This is a genomic window from Streptomyces cyaneochromogenes (assembly GCF_003963535.1).
GTDB classification, from domain to species: domain Bacteria; phylum Actinomycetota; class Actinomycetes; order Streptomycetales; family Streptomycetaceae; genus Streptomyces; species Streptomyces shaanxiensis.
In genome coordinates, this window is the sequence record NZ_CP034539.1 from 7,628,599 (window position 1) to 7,654,382 (window position 25,784).

The following is a 25,784-nucleotide window of genomic DNA, read 5'->3' on the forward strand; positions in this document are numbered from 1 at the left end:
GGGGTTCAGGAGTTGGCGGCCTTGAGCAGGCCGAACAGGCGTGCCGGGTCCATCTCGTTGTCGCCGCGCAGGGCCTCGATGACATCGCGGACCCGCTGCGGGGAGGGGCTCGCGCCGAGGAAGTCGCGGGTGGCCGGCGGGCCCCACTGGGCCAGGCCGCTGGTCGACATGGGCGCCCAGCCGGGCTCGACGTCGCAGGAGAACAGGTCGCCGTCGGCGAAGTGCTCCAGCATGAAGTGGTCGGGGTCGCGCCAGTAGTCGAAGAGCTGGCTGCCCTGGATGTGCCGGCCGATGCCCCAACTGCGCTTGTAGCCCCGCTCCTTGAGGTACTCACCACCGGCGGCGATGGAGTCGAGGTCGGTGACCTGGTAGGCGGAGTGGACGTACCCCGTCCCCGGCCCCAGGTGCATCGCGAGAGTGTGGTGGTCGGCCGGCACACCGCCCAGGTCGCAGCGGATGAACGCCATCGTCGGGCCGCGGTCGCGCTGGCCGTCCAGGAACAGGAAGTCGGACACGATCATCCCGAGGGTGTCCAGATACCAGTCCAGGGCCTGGCCGAACACCCTTGTCTCCAGCACCACATGGCCGAGACGCTGGATGCGCGAGGGCTCGCGCGGCGGGCGTTGGGTGGTGTTCGTACGACGGTGATCCGTGCCGAAGTTGAGCAACAGCGGTCGCTGTTCCGGCAGTGCCGGGAGCTGTTCGCCGTAGTGCACGACCCGGACCGGGAAGCCCGACGGGTCGAGCAGGTCGACCACCTTGCCGCCGCCGGGAACGTCGGAGTCCCGCACGGACGATCCGGTGGCGCGGGCCAGCCGGTCCAGGTCGGCCCGCTCGGCGGCGCGGAAGGCCGGGCCGATGAAGCGGGACGTGCGCCCCTCGCGGATCACCATGCAGGGCGAGCCGCCGAAAGTTCCCCGCAGCCACAGTTCGGTGTCGGTGCGGGCCGCGATCTGGAACCCGAAGTCCCGGGCGAAGACCTCGGCCCGGTCCAGATCGGGCTTCTGGAACTCCAGCCAGGCCAGGTCGGCCACCTTGATCACCGGGTTCCGGGAGCGACCGGGGTGTTCGCCCCGCAGGGCGCCCTGCTCGCTGTGGAGGTCCTGGTGGGCCGTGATGACGTCGGCCCCGTTGACGCGGATTTCAGACATGGTGCCCTCCGAGCAACATTGCCGTAATGAGGAAATCATCAACTGTGACAGTTCCGTCGTCAAGATGTTCGCGGCAGGAAATGATGAATCCATCAGGACTGCGATCCCCATCGCCCGGCGGTTAGACTCTGCGCATGTCTACGTCAGCCCCGCCCAGCAACCGGTTCGAGCGGCGTCGCGCAGAGACCCGCAGGGCTCTTGTGCGAGCGGCCCGGCAGATCCTCGCCGAGAGCGGCGACACCAGCGCGAGCATCCAGACGATCGCCGAGCGCGCGGACGTGGGCTTCGGCTCCTTCTACAACCACTTCGACTCCAAGGCGGAGCTGTTCGAGGCGGCGGTGGTGGACGCCCTGGAGGAGTTCGGCCAGGCCTTCGACGAGCGCCTGACGGGGATCGACGATCCGGCGGAGCTGCTCGCGGCCGGCTTCCGGCTCAGCGCCCGCATGGCCGACTCGCACCCGGAGCTGATGCAGGTCCTGCGCCGCCGCGGCCTCGGGCACATCCACTCGGACAACGGCCTGGCCCGACGCGCCCTGCGCGATCTCCAGGTCGGCATCGCCTCCGGCCGCTTCACCGCCACTCTCGACCCCGTGGTCGCCCTGACCGCATTGGGCGGAACCCTGCTGTCCCTGGTGGAACTGCGGTTCGCCCGCCCCGAGGCGGACGGCGACGAGGCCGCGGTCAACCTCGCCGAGATGGTCCTGCGGATGCTGGGCCTGCCCGCGGACGACGCGCACGAGGTCGCCCGACGCCCCTTGCCTGACGCCGCCTGACCTCACGCGGACGACGAGTCCGGGTGGAACGTGACCGAGCGGCCGGTGAAGCGGGCGTCGATTCCGTCCTCGTTGGTGGTGACCGACCGCAGCCTGAGCCCTTCGGGCACGTTCTGCAGCGGAATGGGCTCGTCCAGGGCCTTGTCGAGCAGTGCTTTCAGCGGAGGGAGTAGTTCTCCCTGCTCCGCGCGTACGTCCGTGAAGGCGATGCTGTTGCCGTCGGCCGCCGAGACGGCCGCGCTCACGGTCACGTCGCCGACAAGCGGCAGACTCGCGGTCGCGTCGACCCGGCCGGACTCGTCCCCTTGTGACACCTGCACGCCGAGCGCGCTCGACACGTCCGCGTACGACAGGAACGCGGTCGCCGTGACGCTGTCCGCGTGAGCCTCGTCGGCGCTCCCCGAGGTCTTCAGCCCGTCCATCCCGACCGTCAGCTTCGTCACCGGGAGCGGCCGGGTGGTGCCGTCGGCCGGAATGTCGTGGGCGGTCAGGTCGACATGGTCCAGGCTGCCCGCAGCCAGTTGGTTCAGTACGGGAAAGCCCCTGACGTGCACCGACGGTGGAGCGGCGGTTCCCATGCCGTCCTGGAACGCCTTGGCCGTACGGCTCTCCGCGCGAACAGCGGCGATCCGGTCGACCGCGACTCCGCCGACCAGCAGGGCCACCAGGGCCACCAGGGACGCGGCGGCGATGATCATGCGTCGCCTGGTCCGGGTCGGGGGGCTCGCATACACGGAGCCGTCGCCGTAGTAGGCCTCGCCGACGTACTCCTCGTCGCTGTGGGACTGATACATGGTGCTCCTCTTCGAGTGGTGCTTGGGAAGTGCGCCTACGCGGCGTCGCCCGCGGGCCGGACAAGCCCGTGGACGCACGCCGCAGCGCTGTCTCCGGTCACGCCCATCGCGATCAGGGCGGCGGTCGCGGTGCCGGTGCCGTCATCGCTCCAGACCCCGCTGTTCACGCAGTCGAGAAGCCCTAGCAGGTGCCCCTCCAGCGCCCGGGTCAGGACGACCGAGGGGACGCCGGTCTGGAAGGCGCCCTGCCGTTGCCCCCGGCCGATGATCGCCTCCGCCATGTCCCGCGCGGGAGCCAGGACTTCTGCCAGCCGATCGGCCCCGAGGTCCTGGGGAGCGAGGCGGAGCAGGATGCGGTAGCGATCTCCGACGGGCCACACCGCGAGGACGAAACGCGCCAACTCCGTGACGGCATCCGCCACCGGTGCGCGCGGGACCGCGAGAGCCTGCCGCAAGGCCCACGTGGCCTCCTCCACCAGCCCCTCCATCAGTGCGGCCCGGCCGTTGAAGTGGCCATAGACCGTACGGCGCACCACCCCTGCCGCCTCGGCGATGTCACCGAGGCTGCTGTCGGGGTCACGGTCGAGTTCCTGCCGGGCCGCTTCGAGGATGCGGGCGCGCGTGAGCAGAGTGCGGCTGCGTTCCGAGGCGGCTGTCACGTGTGCGTGGATCATGTCGAACCTCCAGTGGACGGGGGAGGGCGACTCGATAGTTGCACATCGGCGGGCAATAAACTAGTCTGCACATCAGTGGGCAATTAATCGCCCCTGGTGCCGGGCCCCTCTTGGCCCCGCGTGCACCGATCCCATCGATTCCGCACCCCCGAAGCCTCCGCTTCACCTCCTGCCGAGGAGCCTGACCATGCCGCTCTTTCCGAACACACCCGTCGAGAAGATGACGGAGCCCTACCACCGGCGCTGGTGGGCCCTGCTGGTCCTGTGCCTGAGCCTGCTGATCGTCGTCATGGCGAACACGTCTCTGATCGTGGCCGCCCCCGACATGACCAAGGACCTGGGGCTGTCCAGCAGTGACCTGCAGTGGGTCATCGACGGCTACACCGTCCCCTACGCCGCGCTGATGCTCGTGCTGGGCGCGATCGGCGACAAGTACAGCCGCCGCGGTGCCCTGGTCCTGGGTCTGCTGATCTTCGCCGGAGGTTCGGTGATGGGCGGCCTGGTCGATGAGACGAACCTCGTCATCGCCGCCCGCGCGATCATGGGTGTCGGCGCCGCCGTCGTCATGCCGGCCACGCTGTCGCTGCTGGTCGCGATGTTCCCGCGCGCCGAGCGCGCCAAGGCCATCACCGCCTGGTCCGCGACCTCCGGCCTCGCCATCGCCGCCGGCCCGCTGGCCGCAGGCTGGCTGTTGGAGAACCACGCCTGGGGCTCCACCTTCATGATGAACGTCCCCGTCGCCGTCCTCGGCGTCGTCGGCGCGCTGCTGCTCGTGCCGCCGTCGAAGGCGGAGGGCATGGGCCGCATCGACTACGTCGGCGGTCTGCTGTCGATCGTGTCGGTCGGCTCCCTGGTCTACGCGACCATCGAGGGCCCGCACTTCGGCTGGGGCGCCGGCCCCATCACCGCGGCCGTCGTCGCCGGCGTGGGCCTGCTGGCCTTCGTCGCCTGGGAGTTGAAGCACCCCAACCCCATGCTGAACGTGCGCAAGTTCACCGAGCGCCCCTTCAGCGGCTCGATGCTGGCGGTGCTGTTCTTCTTCTTCGGCACCTTCGGCTCGATCTACTACTCCACCCAGTTCCTGCAGTTCGTCCTCGGCTACAACGCCCTGGAGACCGGTATTCGCCTGCTGCCGCTGGCCGGCGCGGTCTTCGTCGGCGCCGCGGTCACCGGAAAGCTCGCCCCGAAGCTGGGCGTGAAGCTGGTGGTCGGCACCGGCATGGTCATCGGCACGGCGGGCGTCTTCCTGCTCACGCAGATCGAGTCGGGCTCGACCTACACCGACTTCCTGACGCCCCTGCTGCTGCTCGGCTTCGCCATCGGCCTGAGCCTGTCCCCGGCCACCGACACCATCATGGGCTCCTTCCCGGAGGACGAGCTGGGCGTCGGCGGCGGCGCCAACGACACCGCCCTGGAACTCGGCTGCGCCCTGGGCATCGCCATCCTCGGCTCGCTGCTCGCCACGTCCTACAAGGACAAGCTCACCGACATGGTCGGCGGCCACCTCCCGGCCGAGGCCATGGACGTCGCCAAGGACTCCGTCGGCGGCGGCATCGCGGTCGCCGAGCAGGTCGCCAAGAACCCCCAGGGCGGCGCCGAGCAGGCCCAGACCCTCCTGGGAGCGGTGCACGAGTCCTTCGCCCACGCCATCGCCCACACCAGCCTCATCGGCGGAATCATCATGGCCGCCGGAACCCTGATCGTCATCGCTGTCCTGCCCGGCCGCAAGCACACCACCAAGCATGGTGAGGAAGATGCGGCACCGGCTACCGAGGAGCAGACCGAGACCGTGGGCGCCTGAGCCCCGTACAGCGGAGGCCGGAACCCCGATTCCGGCCTCCTCCACCCCCAGGACGGGTCGTGCCTTGAGCGGCGCACGGCCCCGGGACGGTGCCGGGAGGGGACACCCGGCACCGTCCCCTTTTTTGTTGTCCGCGGCCAAGACGCCACCTCGGCCCCTCGAGGGCAGCATCCGTCCGCGATCTTCGACGGCCGGCGCGCGGGGCGCCCTGAGCAGATCCGCCTCGCCGCAGCGCACAGCCGCAGCTGACGGCCTGGAAAAATGGGGTGCGGTCGCTGAACTGGGTTGATAGGTAAGCGATGTGACAGAGAGTCTTGAGTATTCCGCCCTGCTGCGACTGATCGACGAGCGGTCGGCCGCGTTCCGGAGTGCGGTTGCCGCCGCGCCCGGCCTTGACGCGCCGGTGCCGTCCTGTCCCGAGTGGACGGTGTTCGATCTGGTGCAGCACCTGGGTACGGGCCAGCGCTGGTGGGCTGCGATCGTCGCCGCGGGCCCGGCCGAGGCTCCGCCGGCCAAGGATGCCGCGGAGGCGCCGCGCGAGCTCGAGGCGCTGCTGGCCTGGTACACGGAGTCGAACGAGCTGCTGCTGAGTGCGCTGCGCGAGGCCGGCCCGGAGCGCGAGTGCTGGACGTGGTGGAGCGCCGGTGTGTCGCCGGCGAATGCCTGGGGCGTTGCCCGGCGCCGGGTGCACGAGGTGCTGGTGCACACCTACGACGCCCAGCTCGCCGCAGGCGCCGTGCAGCCGATGCCGGCGGACGTCGCGATCGACGGCGTGGCCGAGTTTCTCGACACCTGCAACTCCACCCCGGCGGCGTGGCCGCACGAGGCGGCCACCATCCACTACCACGCCACCGAGGGCCGCTCCTGGCTCCTCGCGCTGGACGGCACCGGCGCCTGGCCCGCACCCCTCACGGACGACGCCGCGCCCGCCTCCGTTTCGGCCACGGGCACGGCTGAGCAACTGCTCCTCTTCGTCTGGGGCCGCCTCACGCTGAACGACCTGAAGATCGAGGGCGACCGGCAGGTGTTCGAGCGGATCATCGCCTGGGAGCCCGAGGAGTAGCCAGGTCAATACCGCCGGCGGACGGCCTCGATGACGTCCGCCGCCGGTGAACGGCGTCTCATTGGCCGCCGTTCGTCGCCTCCGGCGTCGTCGCCGTGTCATCGGCCGGTGTCCCGTCGTCCGACGACGTGTCCTGGGCCTCCTCGGTGACGACGACCACCGTGCTGCCCGCCTCGACCTCGCTCCCGGCCGCCGGGGTGCTGGAGGTGACCACGGCGTCGGAGGCCTGGGAGTACCCGGAGGCGACGGTCACCTGGAGGCCGAGGCCACCCAGTTCGTTCTGGACCTCGGCAAGGGTCTTGCCGACGATGTCCGTCGGGATCTGCACCGTCTGCACCGACTTGGCGATCTGGACGTCGACCGACGAACCGGGCTCGACCTCATCTCCCGCGGCGGCGCTCTGTTCGACGACGGTCCCGGCCTCGGCGCTGCTTTCCACCTCGGTGCTGTCGCCCAGCTCGAGGCGGTGCTCGGCGAGCAGCTTGCGGGCCTCGCTCAGGGTGCTGCCGGTGAGGTCGGGAACCGTGGCCTTCTCGGCCTCCTTGGCCACCGTGAGCGTGATCTCGGTGCCCTTCTCGACGCTCTCGTCGCCGGCCGGATCCTGCTCCAGGACGGTCCCGGCGTCCTCGGTGGACACCTTGTGCCGGAGCTTCACCTTGAAGCCCTTGTCCTCCAAGATGCGGGACGCGTCGTCCTCGTCCTTGTCCGTGACGTCCGGCACCTCGACCTTCGGCGCGCCGGTGGAGACGGTGACCGACACCGCCTCGCCCTTGTCGAGCCGGCCGTCCAGTGGGGTCTGCTCGCAGATGTGCCCCTTGGGCTGGTCCGCGCAGGGTTCCTTCTTGGTGACGGTGAGCGTGAGCCCGACGTTGTCCGCCGTGCGCCGGGCCTCCTCCAGGGTCTGACCGACGAGATCGGGTACGTCCGTCTTGCCGTCGTCGGCTGCGCCCCGCCCGAACATGAACCAGCCGAGCACGAGTGCCGCGACGACGACCGCGACACCCATCCCGATCAGCGCGGCTCTGCCTCTGCGGCGCCCCCTCTCCGCCGCGTCATCGCCGTCGGGCTTCTCGTCGCCGCCGTCGAACCCCCGGTCCAGGACGGTCTGCGCCCCGAGGCACGCCTCGACGTCGGCGAGCATCTCCCGCGCGGACTGGTAGCGGTACGCGGGGTCCTTCGACAGTGCCCGCAGGACGATCGCGTCGACCTGCGGGCCGACCTCGGGGTTGTAGAGGCTCGGCGGTCGCGGTTCCTCCTGAACGTGCTGATACATCACCGCCATCGGCGAATCACCGGTGAACGGCGTGCGCAGGGTGAGGAGTTCGTACAGAAGGCAGCCCACCGAATACAGGTCGGAGCGGGCGTCAATGGCGTGTCCCATCGCCTGCTCCGGGGAGAGGTACTGCGCGGTGCCGATCACCAGGGAGGTCTGGGTCATGCCGACGTCCCGTGCGTCACGGGCGATGCCGAAGTCCATGACCTTCACCTGACCGGACCAGGTCATCATCACGTTGGCCGGCTTGATGTCCCGGTGCACGATGCCGTGCTGGTGGGAATGGGCGAGCGCCTCCAGAACGCCGGCCGTCACCTCCAAGGCGCGTTCGACGGTCAGCGGCGGTCCGGAGTGCAGGGCCTCGCGCAGGGTCATGCCGTCGACGTACTCCATCACGAGGTACGGCAACTGCGCCCCGTACGAGAAGTGTTCGCCCGTGTCGTAGACCGCGGCGATGGCCGGGTGGTTGAGCGAGGCGGTGGACTGGGCCTCCCGCCGGAACCGCTCCTGGAGTGCCGGATCGTGGGCGAGGTCGGTGCGCGGAGTCTTCACCGCGACGCCGCGGTCGAGCCGGAGGTCGTGCGCGAGATGCACCTCGGCCATGCCTCCGGAGCCGAGCAGCAGCCGCAGTTCGTACCTGTCGCCGAGGACCGCCACCGGCGCAGGGTGGGAGAAGGCCAGATCGTCTGGTCCACCGAAGTTCATGCACAAGATAATTGCACATGCAGGGGTAAGTAAAGAAGTGAGGGCGAACACGGAAAGACCCCGGCGCTTCGCACCGGGGTCACGTCGTACGGCAGGGGCGATCTCACCCCTCGGCGGCGGCCACCTCGTCGACTACGCTCTGCGCCCGCTTCTCCGGCACACCGGCCGCGATGAGCGTGGTGACGGCCACCCGGGTGCCGTCGTCCTCCAGCGCCCCGGTGTTGACCTCTTCCAGCAGGGCGACCGTCATCGCCTCCAGGCCGGCGCTCAGCACCGGGGCCGGCAACTGGGTGTGGAAGACGCCGTCCCGTTGTCCCTGCTCCACGATGGCCGTGACCCTGACCCGGGCGGGCTCCAGGATCCCGGCGACACGGTCCATGCCGAGGTCCCGTCGGGCCAGCGCCAGGAGCATCCGGTACCGGTCGCCCACGGGCCAGAGCGACAACGTGAAGTGGGCGAGTGCCCGGTCGGCCGGTTCCGTTACCCCCGCGCCGACCGCGACGGCGGCCTGGAGCGCCTCGGCGGCCTCCTCGGCCAGCGCGTCCAGCAGCGCCGCCCGCCCGGGGAAGTGCCCGAACAGCGTGCGCCGTACGACGCCGGCGGCGCGGGCGAGCTCCTCCAGGGTGATGTCGGGATTCCGCCCGAGCTCCTGGCGGGCGGTGGCGAGGATGCGCGCCCGGTTGGACCGGGCGTTGCGTCGCTGGGGCACACGGCCGACGGGCTGGGACACGAAGGGAACCTCGAAGAAGCCAGGGCGGAGAATGGACTTCTCCATTCTGGCACGCGAGTCCCGACCGACCCGCGGCCGCATCCGGGGTCGGTCGGGACATGTGGTCAGGCGGGCAGCTCCTTGATGTCGGACGGCTCCTGCGGCTCGATGCCGTTGAAGCGGTGCCGGAAGTCGCTGGAGGCGGGGTACGCGGCGCGGCGGGAGCGCATGATCGAGCCCAGTGGGCGGTGGGCCTCCAGGGCGTGCCAGGGGCTGAAGGAAAGGACGTCGTCGGCGTAGCGGCGGCGGGCGTCGCTGTAGGCGTCCTGGGCGGGCAGATGCAGCACGGCCACGGTCTGGTGCGGTGACAGTTCCTCGGGCCACAGGACCGAGGCGTCCTCCACCGGCATCCGGTCGATGTCCGTGCACAGCTGGGCACGGATGTCGTACTCGGCGCTGTTGTCTGCGAAGAAGTCGATGACGAGGTCGCGCAGGGCCGACTCGCCGGCCTTCTTGTCGACGTGGCTGCCGGTGAGGGCCTTGACGTTCGCCGAGCGGGGCGCGGCGGACATCTTCGCCACGTGGTCGCCGTAGCGCAGCGCGGCCATGGAGTGGAAGGTCTCGCCGAGGATGTGGTCGTTGGCGGCGGCCAGGGTCTCGACGGCGGGCGGAAGCGGACGTCCGACGCGCGTGAGGGCCTTGGCGGCCACCCGGGCGGCCGCGCCGGTGAGCTGGAGCTGCTGGTCGCTCTGGCGGGGCTGTTTCTCCAACAGGTCCTGGAGTTTGGCGTATTCGGCGATGTTGCCGAAGGGCAGGGTGGGGTGGTTGACGAGGAGGAAGTCCTGGGTGGTGAAGCCGTCGTCGAGGGCGCGGGGCCCGGGGGCGCCGATCACCTTCATCGCGAGGCCGCGCTGGACGGGCACCTGGTCGGAGCGCAGGTCGCCGGGGGCGGAGGAGAAGCGGACGATCACCGGGTAGGTGGCCGGTGCGGCGAAGAGGCCCTGGGCGAGGTGGGCGGGCAGGTCGGGCTGGATGCGCAGCTCGCCGGCGAGGACGCCGTGGCTCTTGGCGTGGGCGTCGCGCAGGCCGTGCCGGTGTTTGTCGGCGACCTGCTGGTTGGCCTTGCCCATGGCCGCGACGACCTGGCGGACGAGTTCGTCCTCGTCCGGAAAGGGCTGTTCGAGGTCAGGGCTGTAGCGGACGTACGAGGTCATGGGGAGTGTCTCCGCGCGAGGTGGGGGTCAGTTGCTGCCGAGCCAGCGGATGGCGGACAGGCTCGGCATGAAGAAGTACTCGCCGCCGAGGAGGGTGTTGAAGGACTGGATGTTCTGCACCCGGCGTGGCGGGGTCCCGGGCACGGTGAAGTAGGCGCCCTTGTCCTGGAGCGAGATCATCGGGTCCTTCTCCTTGCCCAGGCCCATGAAGTTGCCGGAGCCGACCCATTCGCTCTGCAGGAACTCGACGTTGTCGATGGCCCGGGCGCCGAGGGCGATGAAGTCCAGGCCGCGCGGCTTGCGGTCGTCCTTGACGCGGTCGGGGGGCAGCGGGGTGCCGTAGGAGGTGCCGCGCCGGATGATCCGGCGGATGTTGACGTCGGTGAGGACCGTCAGCTTGGTGTCGCGCGGGTTCATCCGGCGGATGTGGGAGCCGAGCGGGGTGCGCAGTCCACGCGGGTCGGCGGAGTAGTCGAAGTCGTTGATCCGGTTCGGGTCCTCACCGATCGCGGGGTTGTCGCGCTCCGGGGTCAGGGCGAGTGGTGCGCCACTGCGCCAACGGCCGACCAGCTTGGCGGCCAGCAGCTCGCGTTCGGCCTCGGTGGAGGCGTTGTCGTGCAGCCATTTGTTGAAGGCCGCGACGTGGGAGTGATACTTGCGGAAGACGACGTACGTGCCGTTGCGGCCGAGGACATCCGGAGCAGGCACGGGCAGCGGCACGCCGGTCTCGCTCGGGTAGCCGAGGACGAATTCCCCGGCCTTGATGGGCCGTCCGTCGCCGGGCAGTGGTTCGGCGCCGCTGCCCTCGACCACCGGCTGGCTGAAGCCGTCCCGGTAGCCGAAGACGTTGAACCCGTCGGCCGCGAAGTCCTGGTGCGACAGCAGCCGGACGCCCGGGACTTCGCCCAGTTCCTTCTCGTAGGCGGCGACTTCGGCCCGCCAGTCGTCCTCGCTCGCGGCGAACACCGTGACGGCGACATGCACCCGCGGCGTGCCGAAGGGGAACTCCCAGCGCTCCGGTGCGTTCACGCCGGTGTCCCTCAGCCGCTCGGCGCGGGCCGCCATCCCGGCACGGAAGTTGGCCGGGAAGGAGGCCAGTGAAGTCTCCGGCAGCCCCAGCGCGACCAGTCCTTGGTAGCTGATCGCGAGGGCCAGCCAGGACGGCTGCGGTTCGTCCCAGCGTGCCGCCGAGGTCACCCTCGGCGCCAGTCGGCGCAGCAGTTCCCTGCCCGCGGCCGGTTCGGTGATCTCCAGGATCGCGTGGGTGCCGAAGTAGGGCTCGGGCCGGGCCCGCAGCAGGGTCGCCTGGATGTCGTCGAGGTCCAGGGTGGGCGGGCGGCGCAGCCGCCGGAACAGCGGGGAAGGCATGGCGTGCCTGCCTTCAGTTGAGGTCCGACAGGAAACGCTGCACGGCGGCCTCCTGCCGCTTGAGCCGGTGGCCTTCCGCGACGGTGAGGTTGGGGTGGGCGACGAACCACGCCTCCGCCGGGATCTGGTACTTGACGATGAAGTCCTTCACGTCCGGCGAGGTGATGCCGGGCCAGCCCTCGACGTTGCTGAACAGGTAGTCCATGAACTCGGGGATCTTCGTCGCGAAGTCGTCGATGTAGGGATCCCACTCGCCGTCGAAGGCGGTCGCGAACAGCAGCTTCGTGTCGTTGTCGAGGAACACGAACCGCATGTTGTGAAGGGTGCCGACCTGGCCTGCGCCCGCCAGGTTCCCGCCGACCAGGCCGAAGAACTTCCGCAGCCGCTCGGCGCCGTTCGGCTTCAGCGGCAGGATCGTCGTCAGCTCGGACACCTCACCGCTCTTGGCGCCGATCCGGCCGGCGGTGGTGACGGCGTGTTCGGCCATCTCCTCCTTGTCGGCGAGGATCTCGGCGGCCCTGAGCTTGAGGGCGATCTTGGCGTCCGAGAGTGCGGCGTCCACCTTTTCGCGGACGACTTCGGGGAACTGCTGGAACTTCGCATGCAGGGCGTTTTCGCTCATGGCGCCTCTCCTGACGGGTGTGGCAATACTTCGCATACCGCCACAAATAGGCCTTGGTGAGATGGTGCGCAAACGGGAAGAGGCCCCTCTTCTGACCATCTCCACAGGACTGATTACATCATCAGTTCACTACTCAGGCTTGTCAACGCGCCACTCGCGTGGCCCACACCACGACACGTCCGTCACTCGAAGGAGTTCCCGATGGCGGATCACTTCTACCGGACCGCGCATCCTCTTCGATCCCGCGTCCGACGTCGCCGACGTCTTCGCGCTCCCCAGCCCGGCCCGGCCCAGCCCGGACCGGCCAGGCCAGGCTGCCTGGTGCAGCCGGGATCGGGCGGGTGTCCCTTCGCCCGGAGCCAGGTGTCGAGGCCGTTCAGCACCCTTCAACACCCTTCAACACCCTTCAGTGACGGCCCGCCAAAAACTCCTGCACCTTGGCCTTGAAGCCCTGCCGGACCATCGCGGCGCGGTCGCTGTCGCCCTTGAGGACGGCGGCCGCGGCGGCCTCGATCTGGTCGAGGGTGGCGTGCGGCGGAATGGGCGGTACGGCGGGGTCGGTGACGAAGTCGAGGACGCAGGGCCGGTCGGCCGCGAGCGCGCTCTCCCAGGCGCCGCGCACGTCCTCCGGCTTCTCGACACGCAGGCCGGTCAGGCCGAGGGAGCGTGCGAAGTCGGCATAGGCGACGTCGGGGAGGGACTGGGAGGGCAGGAACTGCGGGGCGCCCGACATGGCGCGCATCTCCCAGGTGACCTGGTTGAGGTCCTGGTTGTTGAGGACCGCGACGACCAGCCGCGGGTCCGTCCACTCCTGCCAGTACTTGGCGACGGTGATCAGCTCGGCCATGCCGTTCATCTGCATCGCCCCATCGCCGACCAGGGCGATCGCCGGCCGGTCCCCGTGCGCGAACTTCGCGCCGATGACGTACGGCACACCCGGCCCCATCGTGGCGAGCGTGCCCGACAGCGAGCCGCGCATCGCGCCGCGCAGTTTCAAGTGCCGGGCGTACCAGTTGGCGGCCGATCCGGAGTCCGCGCTCAGGATCACGTTCTCCGGGAGCAGGCCGTCGAGTGCGTGGAACACGTACTCCGGGTTGACCGGGCGGGCCTCGACGGCGGCCCGCCGCTCCATGACCTCCCACCAGCGTGCGACGTTGTCCTCGATCTTGGTGCGCCAGGCGGGGTCCTCGACCGGGTCCAGCAGCGGCAGCAGCCGGCGCAGGGTGCGGGCGGCGTCGCCGACGAGGTTGACCTCGAAGGGGTAGCGCAGGCCGACCATGTGCGGGTCGAGGTCGATCTGGACGGCCCTGGCCTGACCGTACTCCGGGAGGAACTGGCTGTAGGGGAAGCTGGAGCCGACGACGAGCAGACCGTCGCACTCGCGCATCATCTCGTACGACGGCCGGGTGCCCAGCAGACCGATCGCGCCGGTGACGTACGGCAGGTCGTCGTCCAGGGCGTCCTTGCCGAGCAGCGCCTTCGCGACGCCCGCGCCGAGCCGGTCGGCGACGGCCTCGACCTCCGCACGGGCCCCGCGCGCGCCCTGCCCGATCAACAGGGCGATCTTTCCGCAGGAGTTGAGGACATCGGCGGCACGTCGCAGGTCCTCGTCCTCCGGCACGGGGGCGTAGTGGGGCATGTCCAGGCTGGAGGGGACCATCTTGAAGGCGTGCTCGGGCGGGGAGTAGTCGAGTTCCTGGACGTCGGCCGGGACGATCACGGCGGTCACCGAGCGGCGCGCCACGGCGGTGCGGATCGCGCGGTCCAGCACGTTGGGCAGCTGTTCGGGGACGGTGACCATCTCGCAGAAGTCCGAGGCCACGTCCTTGTAGAGGCTCAGGAGGTCGACCTCCTGCTGGTACGAGCCGCCCATCGCGCTGCGGTCGGTCTGGCCGACGATCGCGACGACGGGCACGTGGTCGAGTTTCGCGTCGTAGAGGCCGTTGAGGAGATGGATGGCGCCGGGCCCGGAGGTGGCGGCGCAGACGCCGACCCGGCCGGAGAACTTGGCATAACCGACGGCCTCGAACGCGGACATCTCCTCGTGACGGGACTGGATGAACCGGGGGACGTTCTCCGCCCGGCCCCAGGCGGCCAGCAGCCCGTTGATGCCGTCGCCGGGATAGGCGAAGACGTGCTCCACTCCCCACTCGCGCAGCCGCTCGAGGAGGTGGTCGGAGACCTTCGTCGACATGATCGGGATCCTTCCAGAGGTGGTCGGGCCTCCGGGCGCGCACGGGAGCGCGTCCGGTGCGGCCACCGGGTACCCCTGGGCGATGCGGGTAATGACGGAAGGGGGAAGGCGTATGCGCGTCGATGGCTTTGACGGTGAGGTCCCGCAGGGCGTCGCAGGGAAGGGAGATGGAGATCTCCAGGCCGAGTTCGGCCAGGTCGCCGACGCATCGCCGGATGTCCGGTTCGGTACGGCGGATCTCCACGGACCGCAGGAAGGCGATCCTCCGCACGAGCCCGCGCACGGATCAGCCGACCTTCACCCGCGTGCCGGCGATCACCCGGTCGGCAAGACGGCCCGCCTCCTCGACGGACGCGGCACGCGCCACCACGTGGCCGACCCGGCCGGAACTGTCGGCCGGTTCGGGCACCCGCTGCCCCGGACGGATGTGCAGCCGGCTGTGGGTGCCGGGCAGGTCGGGGACGACGACGTGCTCCAGCACCCCCGCCCGGTCGGGCAGCACAAAGCGCACCGCGGCCGCCGCGTCGCGGGTCGGCGCGGTGTCCGGCACCTGCCCGGTCACGGCCTGCAGATAGGCGGCCGCCTCGCTGACGCCGGTCGCGGCCTCAACGATCTCGCAGATGTTGTCCCCGGGCAGCCGGGCCCCGGTCTCGATGACGACCGGCCCGCCGCCCGGAAGGATCTTCACCTCGGTGTGGGCGATGCCGTTGCGCACCCCGACGGCGAGCGCGGCGCGCGCCGCCGTCTCCTGGATCGTCCGCACCGTGCGCGCGTCGAGCCCGGCGGGGCAGGAGTGCCCGGTCTCCACTCGGTACCGGCCGGCCGTGGTGTCCTTGCGGACCACGGGCAGCGGGTACGGCACGCCCTCGTGCACGACCGTGTCGGCGGAGAACTCCTCCCCGGGCACATAGCTCTGCAGCAGCACGCGCGGGTCCAGCGCCAGTCCGTGCGGCTCGGCTCGGGTGACGAGTCCGGCGGCGGCCACCGCGGCGTCGAGCCCGTCCGGGCCGTCCACCACGCTCACGCCCCAGGAGCCGCCCTGCTCGGCCGGTTTGACGACGAGCGGCCACCCCAGCCGGCCGGAGACGGCGACGCGATGGGCCTGCTCGGTGCCCGTGACCACCGCCCCCGCGGGTGCCGGCACGCCCGCCTCCCGGAACGCCCGAGCCATGGCGATCTTGTTGCGGGCGGCCTTGGCGCGCAGCGGATCGTTGCCCGGTAGCCCGAGGCGCGCGGCGAGCAGGGCCGCCAGCGGGGTCAGCAACTCCCAGGAGACGGCGACACCCGCGATGCGCCGTGCACGGCAGAACGCCTCCATGTCGTCCAACGCGCGTGCGGTGTCGGCCAGTTCGGTCAGGCACACTCCGGCGAGGCCGCGGGTCAGCCATGGCTCGTAACCGGCGTGGACCCGCGCGTCCGTGGCCGCGTACAGCCGTATGCCCGACCGGGCGGCGGCCTCCACGAGGAAGGGTCCCGCGTTGCCCATGGGCTCTATCACCATCACGCCGGTCATGTCCGGCTCGTCGCTGCTGTCCACGTCCCCAGTGGATCGGCCGCGGTGGGGCACCGTCCATCGGGCCGTCCTCCGAAAACAACTCGCCGACGACCAAGCCGGGTTGGCCGAAGCGACAACCGCTCAGCGGCCCAGGCCCAGCGCCTCCCGGCCCGCGTAGCGTGCCTGGGTGCCCAGCTCCTCCTCGATACGGACGAGCTGGTTGAGGTGCGGCCCGGAGATCGGATTCCCTCCGAGCGGCAGCGCCCGGCGTGAACCGGCCCACCCTCCGCGAGGCGATCAAGTCGCTGGGCTTCCTCGGCCTGCTGGGATCCGCCAGTCCAGCGGCACGTACTTCCGCGGCGCGGATTCCGATGTCCTCTACCGCCTGTTCGAATTCGGACTGGTCCTCGGGGAGCGCGGCGCGAACGACATGCTGCAGGCGCGTGCCGAAATGGACGTGGTGGTCGCGGGGCTCGCCGCCCAGGCGCGCGACGAGGCCGGCGTGGAGCTGCTGCGTGCCCGCCTGGCGGAGACGCGCGACTGCCCGGACGAGCGGTTCCCCGACGCCGACACCGCCTTCCACGCCGCACTGGGCGAGCCGGCCGGAAACACAGTGCTGCGGGACATGCTCAAGGGGATGCGCGCGATGATCCAGCGCGGCTGGGTCGAGCGCACCGGCGAGGTCCGCTCCCGTGAGGTCGCGTACGCCGATCACGGGCCGATCTTCGAGGCGGTCGAGAAGGGGGACGCCCAGGCGGCGCGCGCCGCGATGGCCGCCCACATGGAGGGTGGGTCCCGGCGCCTGAAGGAGGCCCTGGAGCGGCGCGAGGACGCCTGACGGGGGCTGGGGTCAGCCGAGCTCGCTGTAGTCGCTGATGGCGTAGAGCGCCTCGTCGTCGATCGCGTTCTCCTCCCAGTCCAGGGAGATCCGCACCGGCCTCCCGCCGGCCGTGTACTCCGCCTCGGCCCGGTCCGCGTCGTCCCGGCGCGCCTGTTCCAGCTTGCCGAGAAGCTCCCCGATGGTGGGCACCGCGTCGGGGACGTCCTCGACCACGCGCCGGCCGCTGTCGTCCAGCCCCACCGCCTCGACCACCGCGCCGTCGCGGACCGTGATCCGGAAGGTGCCGAGCAACGCCCGCTCCCCTTCGGTCGATCGGAGCGTGTACGTGTACGAGGCGGGCTCCTGCCAGGCTGCCCTGCTCTGCGCCGACACGCTGTTCGAATCGGCACCACAGGCGGCGGCCGCGCAGAGCAGCCCTCCGATCAGCGCGGTCCTGGACACGGCACGGGCGGTGAAACGGGCGGTGACAGCTGCGGTGATCATGACAGTGGTCCCTTCGCGAACGGCTACCGCTATGACGCCGCCCGCCCACTGAACGTTCGCCGTTGCCCGAAGCGGCGCTCGGGCCGCTCTCCTCGGGTCACGCTCCATGATTTGGGCGCGCCGCGGCCGTGATCACCGGCTGTTCGTCGAAGACGGACTCCGGTTCGGCGGAGCAGAAGACGACGTCCGTCGGCGCGGTGTCGTCTCCCTCCGCCGCCGCGGCCGCACGGCCGGACTCGCCGTGGTCGGCGTTCGCGCGGCTGATGGAGGGCAACAAGCGCTGGGTGGACGGGTCGCTCCAGCACCCCCACCGTGACCCCGGGCGGCGGCAGTTCGTCGCCGAGGAGCAGAAGCCCTACGGCGTCATACTCTCCTGCATCGACTCCCGGGTGCCGCCGGAGCTCCTCTTCGACACCGGGATCGGCGACCTGTTCGTGATGCGCACCGGCGGCCAGGTGGTCGCCCCGATCGTGACCGGCTCCGTCGAGTACGGGCCCATGACCTCGGGGACCCCGCTGATCGTCGTCCTCGGCCACACGCGCTGCGGTGCGGTCAAGGCCGCGTACAAGGCGACCCGGTCGACGCCATGACCCGCGTCCACATCAAGCGGACCGCCGGCGACCTGCAGACCAACGCCGATCTCGCCCCGCTCGTGCGCAACGGCGACCTGGCCGTCGTCAGCGCCTACTACTCGCTCGACACTGGCCAGGTGGAGGTCCTCACCGGAGCGCCCTCCGCCTGACGCGAGGACTGACCGGCCGCCCGCACGCCGCGGGTGTGCCGGTTCACCTTTCTCAATCCGGCAGGCGGCCGGTCTCCCGCTCGGTCCGCCCGGCGAGATCCGGCAGCAGATGGCACAGCGCCTCCCGCTGCTCCGCCCCCACGAAGCGCGCGAGGGCAGCCTTGACCGTCTCGCCGAGGGCCTCGGAGGCCTCCGTCAGCAGGCGGCGGGCCTTCTCCGTGAGGGCGACCTCGACGCCCCGCTTGTCGCCGCACACCGACCTGCGGGTGACGAGGCCGGCGTGCTGGAGGCAGGCGATCTGGTAGGTGAGCCGGGTCTTCGGGCGGCCGAGGAGCTCCGCGACCCGGGTCATGCGCAGGCTGCCCGCCGCGGGCTGCTCGGCCAGCAGGCACAGGATGAGGAACTCGTCGTGGGAGACATCCAGCCGCTCCTTGACGACGGTCCGCAGCTGCTGCTCCACGGCCCCGGTGGCGGCCAGCAGCAGCATCCAGCCGCGCAGCTCGGCCGGGAGCAGCCCGCCGCCCAAGGCGGCGGGGCATTCGAGCTGGTCGGCGGGGTCTTCCTGAGCGGCGGACATGGCTCGATTCTACCTGTCGTTCATTTTTGGACGATGGAGTGGGCGACCCGGTTGTTCATATTTGGATTATGGGCTAGCGTGCAGTCATCCAAATTTGAACGACAAGGTTCGCAGGAGAAGGATCATGACCGTCGCCGTCGAAACCGGGTTGTGGCAGCTCGACTCGTCCGCCTCCACCGTCGCCGTCCGGCACCGGACGATGTGGGGCCTGGTCAACGTGAAGGGCGCGTTCGCCGGTGTCACCGGCAACGGCGAGGTGCGGCCCGACGGCTCCGCCGTGGGCACGATCACCCTGGACGTCGCCTCCCTCGACACTCGCAACGCCAAGCGCGACGAGCATCTGCGCTCCGCCGACTTCTTCGACGCCGCCAACCACCCCGAGATCACCTTCGCGGTCCGCAGCGCCGAACTCCGCGACGGCGACAGCGTGCACGTGGTCGGTCAGCTCACCGCCCGCGGCGTCAGCCGCCCCCTGTCCGTGACCGCACGCCTCGTCGGCGCGGACGCCGAGGCGCTCACCCTGGACACCGAGTTCACCGTGGACCGCGAGCAGTTCGGCATGGGCTGGAACCAGCTCGGCATGATGCGCGGCCTCGCCACGATCGCCGCCACGCTCCGCTTCACCCGGACCGCGACAGCCTGACGTCGGCGCTCGACAGCGTCTGCGGTACGGCCGTGAAGGCTCGCAGCCGGATCCGTACGCCCGGCCGGGGCAGCCGGAACCCCCCAGCGGGCGGCCGGAGTTCATAGCGCGCCGTCGCGTGCGCGGGCAGTGTGGCCGGGCCTCGTACGACCGTCCAGTACTCGTTCATGCCCTGGCCCGTGGTGAGCGTGAAGTGCGGCGCGAGAGCGGCGGCGTCCGTGTTGGTGACCTCGATCTCCAGGCGGGACACGGCAGTCGGGGTCGCCCGGCGCACCGACCTGAGCCGCATGTCCAGCGCAGGTGACCCGGTCGCCGCCCATGCCACGCTCGCCATGGCCGGGGTGAGCAGCAGCGCGACCGCCGCGATCCGCGCCGGACGCCCGCAGACCACCGGCGGACGCGGCTGCCAGGCCGAGGCGAACTCCGACGCCGGCGCGGTGATCGCCGCCGCCAGCCACAGCGGCGTCATCATCAGGTAGTAGCCGTCCTGCGACCGGGTCGCCACGAAGAACGCGCACCACGGCAGCACGGTCGCCGCGGGCCCCAGCCGCCGTACGAACAGCACGAACAGTGCGAGCAGCCCCGCCGCCAGCAGCATGCTCGCGTGGGAGTACCAGTCGAGCCGGTCGCTGCCGCCGGTGAAGTACAGCGAGATGCCGACCACGCCCTGCCCGTGGATCACCGCGCCCTGCGTCAGCGGCAGCGCTATGCCCCGGATCCAGGTGTCCGGCTCGCTCACGGCGAAGTAGGTGTTCAGCAGCAGCCATACGATCCCGGCGATCCCGGCGAACCGCCCCACCACCAGCGCCGCCGCCCGCCCACCCAGCTCCCCGCGCCGCACGGCGTAGATCCCGGCCAGCAGGAACGGCGCCACGAACCACGGCAGTTGCTGAGCCGCGCACGCCGCCCCCAGACACGCCGCCCGCGCCAGCCCGCCGGCCCCCAGCCGCCCGCCCCGCCCGGTCCGCGGCCACCGCACCACCACCGGCACCAGCAGGGCCAGCGCCACGATCGCCGGATAGCCGAGGCGGCCGTACGACGGCAGGAACCCGAAGCCGAGACACGCCATGGTCGCCGCAGACCGCCACGGCGTGGGCAGTGCCCGCCAAAGGGCGACGGTGCCGGCCAGCAGGGCGGCCGTACTCACGACGGTCGCGGGCAGGGCCCCGTGCCCCAGCCACAGCAGCGGTGCGGTCAGCAGCGGGGTCAAGGGCGGATAGCCGTACGTGAAGTCGTAGCCGCCGGTGACCGTCGGGGTGAGTGCGACGCCGTGGCCGAAGAGCCAGGGCCACGGCTGCCCGTAGACCGGATGCCCTGCGACCAGCTCACGGGCGGCCTGGGTGGTGAGGATCGCCTCGTCGCTGCCGCCGTGGTTCATCGCCCACGCGCACAGCGTCAGCGTCACCGCGGTCACGAGCACGCACAGATCCAGCCGCGCCAGCGACCGCGTCCGCCGCACGACCAGCGCCAGCACCCCGCAGACCAGGATCGAGGCGTAGCACGCCGAGATGGCGGCGGCCACGACGAGTCGGTGGCTCGCCGCCTGCGTCCAGATCGCCCGGGTGCCGATGAAGAGGCTGATGTCCGCGAGGAGGGTCAGCACGCGGTGCCACGGGGCGGGGGATTGCGTCTCCGGGACGGCGGGCGCCGGCGAACGTGTCCCCCGGGCCGGTGTCACCGGCTGCTGTGTTGCCGACTGCACGCCACCGGACCGTAATCAGCCCTGGTGAGCGGCGTGCCGAGGGAGGTGAAGAGTCCGGTGTGAGGCGGGTGAGAAGATCCCGGGGGTTCGCCGGGAGTCGCCCTGGACAGTGTGCACACTCCGTTGCCCATCGGAGTGACTCCCGCAGGGCTACGATCTGAATCAGGACAGAGGAGGAAGAAAGGCGTCAGGTGAGCAACTGGGCCCTCGCACTGATTATTTACTCGTCTTTGGCGCTTTTGTCCTTCTTGCCGGTTTTGCGGGCCCTTGTCGCGTGGTCCGACCTGAATCCCGGCGGCCCATCCTTCAATGAGTCGCCTCATTTCACGCAGGACGGAAAGCTGCTGCTCGGTCAGAACTACGAGCGTATGCAGGGAACACTCAAGTTCTGGAAGACCCAGGCGGAACGCTACCGCCTGTTTCATGTCTACTCGTTGACCTGGATCAGCTTGTCCTCGGTAGGCGTTCCGCTGTTGGCTCAGGCCACGACGGCGGACCCGTGGTCCAAGTGGCTCCTCACTGTTGTCGCCACTCATTCCGCTTTACTGCTCGGAATCTCTCGCGCCTTCAGGGTCGAAGCACACTACAAGGCCTTCAGGAGTGGGGAGTCCGAGTTCTACGACATCTATCGGAGAATGCTCGACCGCCCTGGCGCCTTCGGTGCGACCCAAAGGGAGCAGATCGACAAGTACTTCGAGCAGGTTGAGGCCGTACGAAAGATTGTCCGCAATGCGGAGACTGACAACTTTCCGTCTGTAGAGGACATTTCCCAAGGCTCCGTGATCGATCGACCGGAGCCGCGGACCGGTAACTCGGATGCGAACCAGAGGTGAGTTCCCGGCAAATCTGCACGCCTCACTGGTCGGCGCCCGGTGGTCAGTAGACGTCCCGCACATACCGCTTCGCCGCCGCCAGCTGCTTCACGTACGCCGACGCCTCGGCCTCCGCCAGCCCGCCGTGTGTGACCGCGATGTCACGGAGCGCCTGGTCCACGTCCTTGGCCATGCGTGAGGCGTCGCCGCAGACGTAGAAGTGGGCGCCGTCCTGGAGCCAGCGCCACAGCTCGGGGGCGTGTTCGCGCATCCGGTCCTGGACGTACACCTTGTTGCGCTGGTCGCGGGAGAAGGCGGTGTCGAGGCGGGCGAGGGTGCCCTCGTCGCGCAGGGCGGTCAGCTCGTCCTCGTAGTAGAAGTCGCTGGCGCGGTGCTGCTCGCCGAAGAACAGCCAGTTGGGGGCCTTGTGCCCGAGTGCGTGCCGTTCCTGGAGGAAGCCGACGAACGGTGCGACACCGGTTCCCGGGCCGACCATCACCATCGGTGTCGAGGAGTCCGCGGGCGGCCGGAAGTGAGGGGAGCGCTGTACGAAGACCGGCACCTCGGTGTCCGGCTCGGCGTCGGCGAGGAACGGTGAGCAGACGCCGCCACGCGGCCGGCCGTGCAGGTTCTCGTACCGCACGACGGAGACCGTCAACGAGACGCTGCGCGGATCGACGAGCGGGCTGGACGATATGGAGTACAGCCGCGGCTGGAGCTTCTTCAGCACCCCGGCCCACTCCGCGGCGCCCGCCCGCACCGGGTGCTCGGCGATGACATCCACGGCCTGTCGCCCCCAGCTCCACTGCGCCAGGCCGTCCTTGTTGTCCGGCCGCAGCAGCCGACGCAACTCCCGGTCGTCGCGGACGCGTTCGGCGACGAAACGGAGCAGATCCGGGGTGATCTTCGTGATGTCGAGATGCCGGCGAAGGGCCTCGGCGAAGGGAACCTCGCCGACGCCGGCCAGTTCCACCTCGGTCGACCCGTCCACGCCGGTCACCGCCAGCCATTCCGCCACCAGCGCGGGCGAGTTGACCGGCCGCACACCGAGCGCGTCGCCCGCCTCGTACGCCAGCGAGGTACCGCTCGTGTCGAAGGTGAAGCGCCGCACCTCCTTGCCGGCGCCGGGCAGGCTCAGCAGCCGGTTGCCGACGAGGCGGGCGGTGGCGGGGGCAGGCCCGGCGGGAGTCGCAGCACTTGCCTTCGGCTTCTCGACCGGCTTCGGGAGCGCGGGCGCTTGCGTGCCGCCCAGTGCCGTGAGGACCTGGTCGAGCCACGCCCCGGCGGTCGGCTCGTAGTCCGGTTCGCAGTCCGTACGCGGCGCGAGGCGCACCCCGCCCAGTTCGCCCAGCCGTGCGTCGAGCCGACGCCCGTGCCCGCAGAAGTCGTCGTACGAGGAGTCGCCGAAGGCGAGCACGGCGTACCGCACCCCGTCCAGCCGTGGAGCCCCGGCGTCGGACAGCGTGTCCCAGAAGCCCGCCCCGTTGTCGGGCGCGTCACCGTCGCCGAACGTGCTGGTGATGAAGAGGAGGTCGGCCGCGCGGGCGAGAGCGCGGACATCGGCCTGGTCCATGTCGACCACGGTGGCCCGGTGCCCCGCCGCACCCAACCGCTCGGCGGTGGCGGTGGCGAACCCCTCGGCGTTGCCGGTCTGCGAGGCCCACAGCACGACGACCTCACGGCCGTCCCGCGTGACCGGTTCCGCCGCCGTCCGCGAGTACATCCCGGCGAGCACGCCGTTGACCCACATCGCGTGCTCGGGGCTGAAGGGCGCGTCCGGTGGCAGGACAGGGATGCCGGGCGCGCCGCGGTGGATTCCGGCGAGGAAGCCGGTCAGATACAGGCGTTCCTGGGCGGTCAGCACGGGCGGCGCAGTGGGTTCCAGGCCGAAGGGATCGGCCGAGCCGGGGGTGACGGCCGTGGGCCTCAGGGCTTCCACCGGCGCCTGCGGCACCGGAGCCGCCACCCTGGTCAAGGACACCGCGCACACCTTGAACTCGGGCTGGAAGGAGATCGGGTCCACCGCGTCGCTCGTCACCGCGTTGACGCTCAGATACTCCCCGAACAGGTCGTTCCAGTGGAACGGCGCGAAACAGCCCCCCGGCCGCACCCGATCCGTCACCACCGCCGGAAGCACCGCCCGCCCGCGCCGCGAGGCGACCTCCACCCGGTCCCCGTCGGCGATCCCCAGCGCCCCCGCGTCCTCGGGATGCACCTCCACGAACGGCCCCGGGTTCAGCTTGTTGAGCTTGGCGACCCGCCCGGTCTTGGTCAGCGTGTGCCACTGGTGCTGGACCCGCCCGGTGTTCAGCACGAAGGGATAGTCGTCGTCCGGCATCTCGGCGGCCGGCATGTGCGGCCGCGCGTGGAAGACACCGCGCCCGCTCGCCGTCGGGAACCGCAGCCCGCCGTCCGCGTCGACGTACCGGATGGGATTGCGCTCCGGGCCGTCCAGGTCGGCGGCCGGCCACTGCACGGGCGTGTCCCGCAGCCGCTCGTACGTCACCCCGCGCAGGTCCCAGCCGGTCACCGGGTTCCAGGCCCGCCGTATCTCCTCGAAGACGTCCTCGGCACTGTCGTACGAGAACCCCTTCTCGTACCCCATCGCACAGGCGACGGCCGCGATGATCCGCCAGTCCGCCATCGCCTCGCCCGGCGGGTCGGCCACCGGCGCGGTCAGCGTGAGATTGCGCTCGCTGTTGACGAAGACGCCCTCGCCCTCGGTCCACATGGCACCGGGCAGCACCACATCGGCGTAGGCGTTGGTCTCGGTCTCGCCGAAGACGTCCTGCGTGACGACGAACTCGGCGGCCTCAAGACCCTCGATGACCGTACGGCGATTGGCGACCGAGGCGACGGGGTTGGTGCAGATGATCCAGCAGGCCTTGATCTCGCCGTCGGCCATCTTCTGGAACATCTCGACGGTGCCCTTGCCGACCCCGTCGGCGCGCAGGGTGCCCTGCGGCAGCTCCCACAGCTCCTCGACGAAGGCCCGCTCGGCGTCGACGGCGACCGACCGCTGCCCCGGCAGCCCCGGCCCCATGTACCCCATCTCCCGCCCGCCCATCGCGTTGGGCTGCCCGGTGAGGGAGAAGGGACCGGAGCCCGGACGGCAGATGGCCCCCGTGGCCAGATGCAGGTTGACCAGGGCGTTCGTGTTCCAGGTGCCGTGCGTGGACTGGTTGAGCCCCATCGTCCAGCAGCTCATCCACTCGCCCGCCTCGCCGATCAGCCGGGCGGCGCTGCGCAGGTCCCTCTCGGCGATCCCCGTGACCTGTGCGACGGCGGTCGGCGCGTAGTCGGCGAGGAACTCGGGCATCGCCTCCCAGCCCTCGGTGTGGGCGGCGATGAACGCGGGGTCGGTGTGGCCGTTCTCCACGAGCAGATGCAGCAGGCCGTTCAGGAGAGCGAGGTCCGTGCCCGGCTTGACCTGCAGGAACAGATCGGCCTTGGCGGCGGTCGCGGTGCGTCGCGGGTCGACCACGATGAGCTTCGCGCCCGCCTTGACCCGCTCCATCATCCGCAGGAAGAGGATGGGGTGGCAGTCGGCCATGTTCGAGCCGATGACCAGGAAGACATCGGCCTTCTCGAAGTCGTCGTACGACCCGGGCGGCCCGTCCGCGCCGAGCGACAGCTTGTAGCCCATGCCCGCGCTCGCCATGCACAGCCGCGAGTTCGACTCGATCTGGTTCGTCCGCACGAACCCCTTGGCCAGCTTGTTGGACAGGTACTGCGCCTCCAGGCTCATCTGCCCGGAGACATAGAAGGCGACCGCGTCCGGCCCGTGTTCGTCGATGATCGCGCGCAGCCGGCGGGCGGTCTCGGCGATGGCGTCGGCCATGGGGGAGGGCACCGGCTCCTCTCCCCGGTCGTCCCTGACCAGCGCGTTGGTCAGCCGGCCGGGCGCGGCCAGCATCTCGGCCGTCGTCGCGCCCTTCGTGCACAGCCGGCCCGCGTTCGCCGGGTGCGCCTTGTCGCCGGAGGCCTTCAGAACCGTCCGCCGTCCGTCGGGCCCCGTCCCGACGTCCAGCAGGATTCCGCAGCCGACCCCGCAGTACGTGCAGACCGTCCGGACCTGAGTCGTGGAGGTGGTCTCGGTCACGTGCTGCCCTTCTCCGGTGGTCGGGGTGATGCGTAGAGCGTACGAA

General features: G+C 70.6%; 22 protein-coding genes. 8 read left to right on the forward strand and 14 right to left on the reverse strand.

Annotation, left to right across the window (positions count from 1 at the left end):
- Positions 1-5: 5 nt before the first annotated feature.
- Complete coding sequence (locus tag EJ357_RS34865; protein ID WP_126395660.1) at positions 6-1,151, reverse strand: VOC family protein; 1,146 nt, start codon at positions 1,149-1,151, stop codon at positions 6-8.
- Positions 1,152-1,285: 134 nt separating this feature from the next.
- Between EJ357_RS34865 and EJ357_RS34870 the strand changes: the two genes are divergently transcribed.
- Positions 1,286-1,924 (forward strand): TetR/AcrR family transcriptional regulator, encoded by a 639-nt coding sequence (locus EJ357_RS34870; protein ID WP_175647623.1) that lies wholly within the window; start codon positions 1,286-1,288, stop codon positions 1,922-1,924.
- Positions 1,925-1,926: 2 nt separating this feature from the next.
- Here the strand turns inward: EJ357_RS34870 and EJ357_RS34875 are convergent, their stop codons facing one another.
- Entirely contained in the window at positions 1,927-2,718 is a 792-nt protein-coding gene (locus EJ357_RS34875) for an LmeA family phospholipid-binding protein (protein ID WP_126395661.1), read from the reverse strand.
- 35 nt (positions 2,719-2,753) lie between these two features.
- Positions 2,754-3,392: a TetR/AcrR family transcriptional regulator gene (locus tag EJ357_RS34880; protein WP_126395662.1), complete on the reverse strand. Its 639-nt coding sequence runs from the start codon at positions 3,390-3,392 to the stop codon at positions 2,754-2,756.
- 187 nt (positions 3,393-3,579) lie between these two features.
- Here EJ357_RS34880 and EJ357_RS34885 point away from each other — a divergent pair, with 187 nt between their 5' ends.
- Together EJ357_RS34885 and EJ357_RS34890 are read left to right on the forward strand one after the other, a co-directional pair.
- Complete coding sequence (locus EJ357_RS34885; RefSeq protein ID WP_126395663.1) at positions 3,580-5,193, forward strand: MFS transporter; 1,614 nt, start codon at positions 3,580-3,582, stop codon at positions 5,191-5,193.
- A 301-nt stretch (positions 5,194-5,494) separates the two neighbouring features.
- Positions 5,495-6,256, forward strand: coding sequence for a maleylpyruvate isomerase family mycothiol-dependent enzyme (locus EJ357_RS34890; RefSeq protein ID WP_126395664.1), 762 nt, complete (start codon positions 5,495-5,497; stop codon positions 6,254-6,256).
- Between the two features lie 58 nt (positions 6,257-6,314).
- Here the strand turns inward: EJ357_RS34890 and EJ357_RS34895 are convergent, their stop codons facing one another.
- The 7 genes from EJ357_RS34895 to EJ357_RS34925 form a co-directional block, all read right to left on the reverse strand.
- Entirely contained in the window at positions 6,315-8,234 is a 1,920-nt protein-coding gene (locus EJ357_RS34895) for a Stk1 family PASTA domain-containing Ser/Thr kinase (protein WP_126395665.1), read from the reverse strand.
- 103 nt (positions 8,235-8,337) lie between these two features.
- Positions 8,338-9,009 (reverse strand): TetR family transcriptional regulator, encoded by a 672-nt coding sequence (locus tag EJ357_RS34900; protein WP_228472705.1) that lies wholly within the window; start codon positions 9,007-9,009, stop codon positions 8,338-8,340.
- A gap of 59 nt (positions 9,010-9,068) precedes the next feature.
- A complete protein-coding gene (locus EJ357_RS34905; protein WP_126395666.1) occupies positions 9,069-10,157 on the reverse strand; it encodes a catalase family protein in 1,089 nt (362 codons plus the stop codon).
- Positions 10,158-10,184: 27 nt separating this feature from the next.
- On the reverse strand, positions 10,185-11,525 hold the full coding sequence (locus tag EJ357_RS34910; protein ID WP_126395667.1) for a Dyp-type peroxidase: 1,341 nt from the start codon (positions 11,523-11,525) through the stop codon (positions 10,185-10,187).
- Positions 11,526-11,538: 13 nt separating this feature from the next.
- Entirely contained in the window at positions 11,539-12,147 is a 609-nt protein-coding gene (locus EJ357_RS34915) for a hypothetical protein (protein WP_126395668.1), read from the reverse strand.
- A gap of 406 nt (positions 12,148-12,553) precedes the next feature.
- Positions 12,554-14,341: a thiamine pyrophosphate-requiring protein gene (locus EJ357_RS34920; RefSeq protein WP_126395669.1), complete on the reverse strand. Its 1,788-nt coding sequence runs from the start codon at positions 14,339-14,341 to the stop codon at positions 12,554-12,556.
- 286 nt (positions 14,342-14,627) lie between these two features.
- On the reverse strand, positions 14,628-15,878 hold the full coding sequence (locus tag EJ357_RS34925; RefSeq protein WP_126395670.1) for an ATP-grasp domain-containing protein: 1,251 nt from the start codon (positions 15,876-15,878) through the stop codon (positions 14,628-14,630).
- Between the two features lie 388 nt (positions 15,879-16,266).
- Here EJ357_RS34925 and EJ357_RS49625 point away from each other — a divergent pair, with 388 nt between their 5' ends.
- Positions 16,267-16,674, forward strand: a complete 408-nt coding sequence (locus EJ357_RS49625; RefSeq protein ID WP_228472706.1) for a FadR/GntR family transcriptional regulator — start codon at positions 16,267-16,269, stop codon at positions 16,672-16,674.
- A gap of 12 nt (positions 16,675-16,686) precedes the next feature.
- Here EJ357_RS49625 and EJ357_RS34935 read toward each other — a convergent pair whose 3' ends face one another.
- Positions 16,687-17,160, reverse strand: coding sequence for a DUF6174 domain-containing protein (locus EJ357_RS34935; RefSeq protein WP_126395671.1), 474 nt, complete (start codon positions 17,158-17,160; stop codon positions 16,687-16,689).
- Between the two features lie 128 nt (positions 17,161-17,288).
- Here EJ357_RS34935 and EJ357_RS49630 point away from each other — a divergent pair, with 128 nt between their 5' ends.
- Positions 17,289-17,750, forward strand: coding sequence for a carbonic anhydrase (locus EJ357_RS49630; protein WP_228472707.1), 462 nt, complete (start codon positions 17,289-17,291; stop codon positions 17,748-17,750).
- Complete coding sequence (locus EJ357_RS49635) at positions 17,747-17,902, forward strand: carbonic anhydrase (protein WP_228472708.1); 156 nt, start codon at positions 17,747-17,749, stop codon at positions 17,900-17,902. The genes EJ357_RS49630 and EJ357_RS49635 overlap by 4 nt, the downstream gene beginning before the upstream one ends.
- Positions 17,903-17,954: 52 nt before the next feature.
- Here EJ357_RS49635 and EJ357_RS34945 read toward each other — a convergent pair whose 3' ends face one another.
- On the reverse strand, positions 17,955-18,479 hold the full coding sequence (locus EJ357_RS34945; RefSeq protein ID WP_126395672.1) for a MarR family winged helix-turn-helix transcriptional regulator: 525 nt from the start codon (positions 18,477-18,479) through the stop codon (positions 17,955-17,957).
- A gap of 124 nt (positions 18,480-18,603) precedes the next feature.
- Between EJ357_RS34945 and EJ357_RS34950 the strand changes: the two genes are divergently transcribed.
- A complete protein-coding gene (locus EJ357_RS34950) occupies positions 18,604-19,122 on the forward strand; it encodes a YceI family protein (RefSeq protein ID WP_126395673.1) in 519 nt (172 codons plus the stop codon).
- Here EJ357_RS34950 and EJ357_RS34955 read toward each other — a convergent pair.
- The gene (locus tag EJ357_RS34955; protein ID WP_407698434.1) at positions 19,100-20,824 is read right to left on the reverse strand and encodes a hypothetical protein; all 1,725 of its coding nucleotides are present in this window, start codon (positions 20,822-20,824) and stop codon (positions 19,100-19,102) included. The two genes, EJ357_RS34950 and EJ357_RS34955, sit on opposite strands and share 23 nt — an antisense overlap.
- Before the next feature lie 191 nt (positions 20,825-21,015).
- Between EJ357_RS34955 and EJ357_RS34960 the strand changes: the two genes are divergently transcribed.
- Positions 21,016-21,657 carry a hypothetical protein gene (locus EJ357_RS34960; protein WP_126395674.1) on the forward strand — a complete coding sequence of 214 codons (642 nt, stop codon included), beginning with the start codon at positions 21,016-21,018 and terminating at the stop codon, positions 21,655-21,657.
- A 43-nt stretch (positions 21,658-21,700) separates the two neighbouring features.
- Here EJ357_RS34960 and EJ357_RS34965 read toward each other — a convergent pair whose 3' ends face one another.
- Positions 21,701-25,738, reverse strand: coding sequence for a bifunctional nitrate reductase/sulfite reductase flavoprotein subunit alpha (locus tag EJ357_RS34965; protein ID WP_126395675.1), 4,038 nt, complete (start codon positions 25,736-25,738; stop codon positions 21,701-21,703).
- Positions 25,739-25,784 lie beyond the last annotated feature (46 nt).

What these genes read in the sequence shown, in the direction of transcription:
- EJ357_RS34945 (WP_126395672.1), bottom strand. Translation starts at nt 18,479, where the DNA reads ATGTCCGCCGCTCAGGAAGACCCCGCCGACCAGCTCGAATGCCCCGCC.
- EJ357_RS34915 (WP_126395668.1), bottom strand. Translation starts at nt 12,147, where the DNA reads ATGAGCGAAAACGCCCTGCATGCGAAGTTCCAGCAGTTCCCCGAAGTC.
- EJ357_RS34910 (WP_126395667.1), bottom strand. Translation starts at nt 11,525, where the DNA reads ATGCCTTCCCCGCTGTTCCGGCGGCTGCGCCGCCCGCCCACCCTGGAC.
- EJ357_RS34870 (WP_175647623.1), top strand. Translation starts at nt 1,286, where the DNA reads ATGTCTACGTCAGCCCCGCCCAGCAACCGGTTCGAGCGGCGTCGCGCA.
- EJ357_RS34935 (WP_126395671.1), bottom strand. Translation starts at nt 17,160, where the DNA reads ATGATCACCGCAGCTGTCACCGCCCGTTTCACCGCCCGTGCCGTGTCC.
- EJ357_RS34875 (WP_126395661.1), bottom strand. Translation starts at nt 2,718, where the DNA reads ATGTATCAGTCCCACAGCGACGAGGAGTACGTCGGCGAGGCCTACTAC.
- EJ357_RS34900 (WP_228472705.1), bottom strand. Translation starts at nt 9,009, where the DNA reads ATGGAGAAGTCCATTCTCCGCCCTGGCTTCTTCGAGGTTCCCTTCGTG.
- EJ357_RS34920 (WP_126395669.1), bottom strand. Translation starts at nt 14,341, where the DNA reads ATGTCGACGAAGGTCTCCGACCACCTCCTCGAGCGGCTGCGCGAGTGG.
- EJ357_RS49625 (WP_228472706.1), top strand. Translation starts at nt 16,267, where the DNA reads ATGCTGCAGGCGCGTGCCGAAATGGACGTGGTGGTCGCGGGGCTCGCC.
- EJ357_RS34865 (WP_126395660.1), bottom strand. Translation starts at nt 1,151, where the DNA reads ATGTCTGAAATCCGCGTCAACGGGGCCGACGTCATCACGGCCCACCAG.
- EJ357_RS34880 (WP_126395662.1), bottom strand. Translation starts at nt 3,392, where the DNA reads ATGATCCACGCACACGTGACAGCCGCCTCGGAACGCAGCCGCACTCTG.
- EJ357_RS34885 (WP_126395663.1), top strand. Translation starts at nt 3,580, where the DNA reads ATGCCGCTCTTTCCGAACACACCCGTCGAGAAGATGACGGAGCCCTAC.
- EJ357_RS34895 (WP_126395665.1), bottom strand. Translation starts at nt 8,234, where the DNA reads ATGAACTTCGGTGGACCAGACGATCTGGCCTTCTCCCACCCTGCGCCG.
- EJ357_RS34950 (WP_126395673.1), top strand. Translation starts at nt 18,604, where the DNA reads ATGACCGTCGCCGTCGAAACCGGGTTGTGGCAGCTCGACTCGTCCGCC.
- EJ357_RS49635 (WP_228472708.1), top strand. Translation starts at nt 17,747, where the DNA reads ATGACCCGCGTCCACATCAAGCGGACCGCCGGCGACCTGCAGACCAAC.
- EJ357_RS34905 (WP_126395666.1), bottom strand. Translation starts at nt 10,157, where the DNA reads ATGACCTCGTACGTCCGCTACAGCCCTGACCTCGAACAGCCCTTTCCG.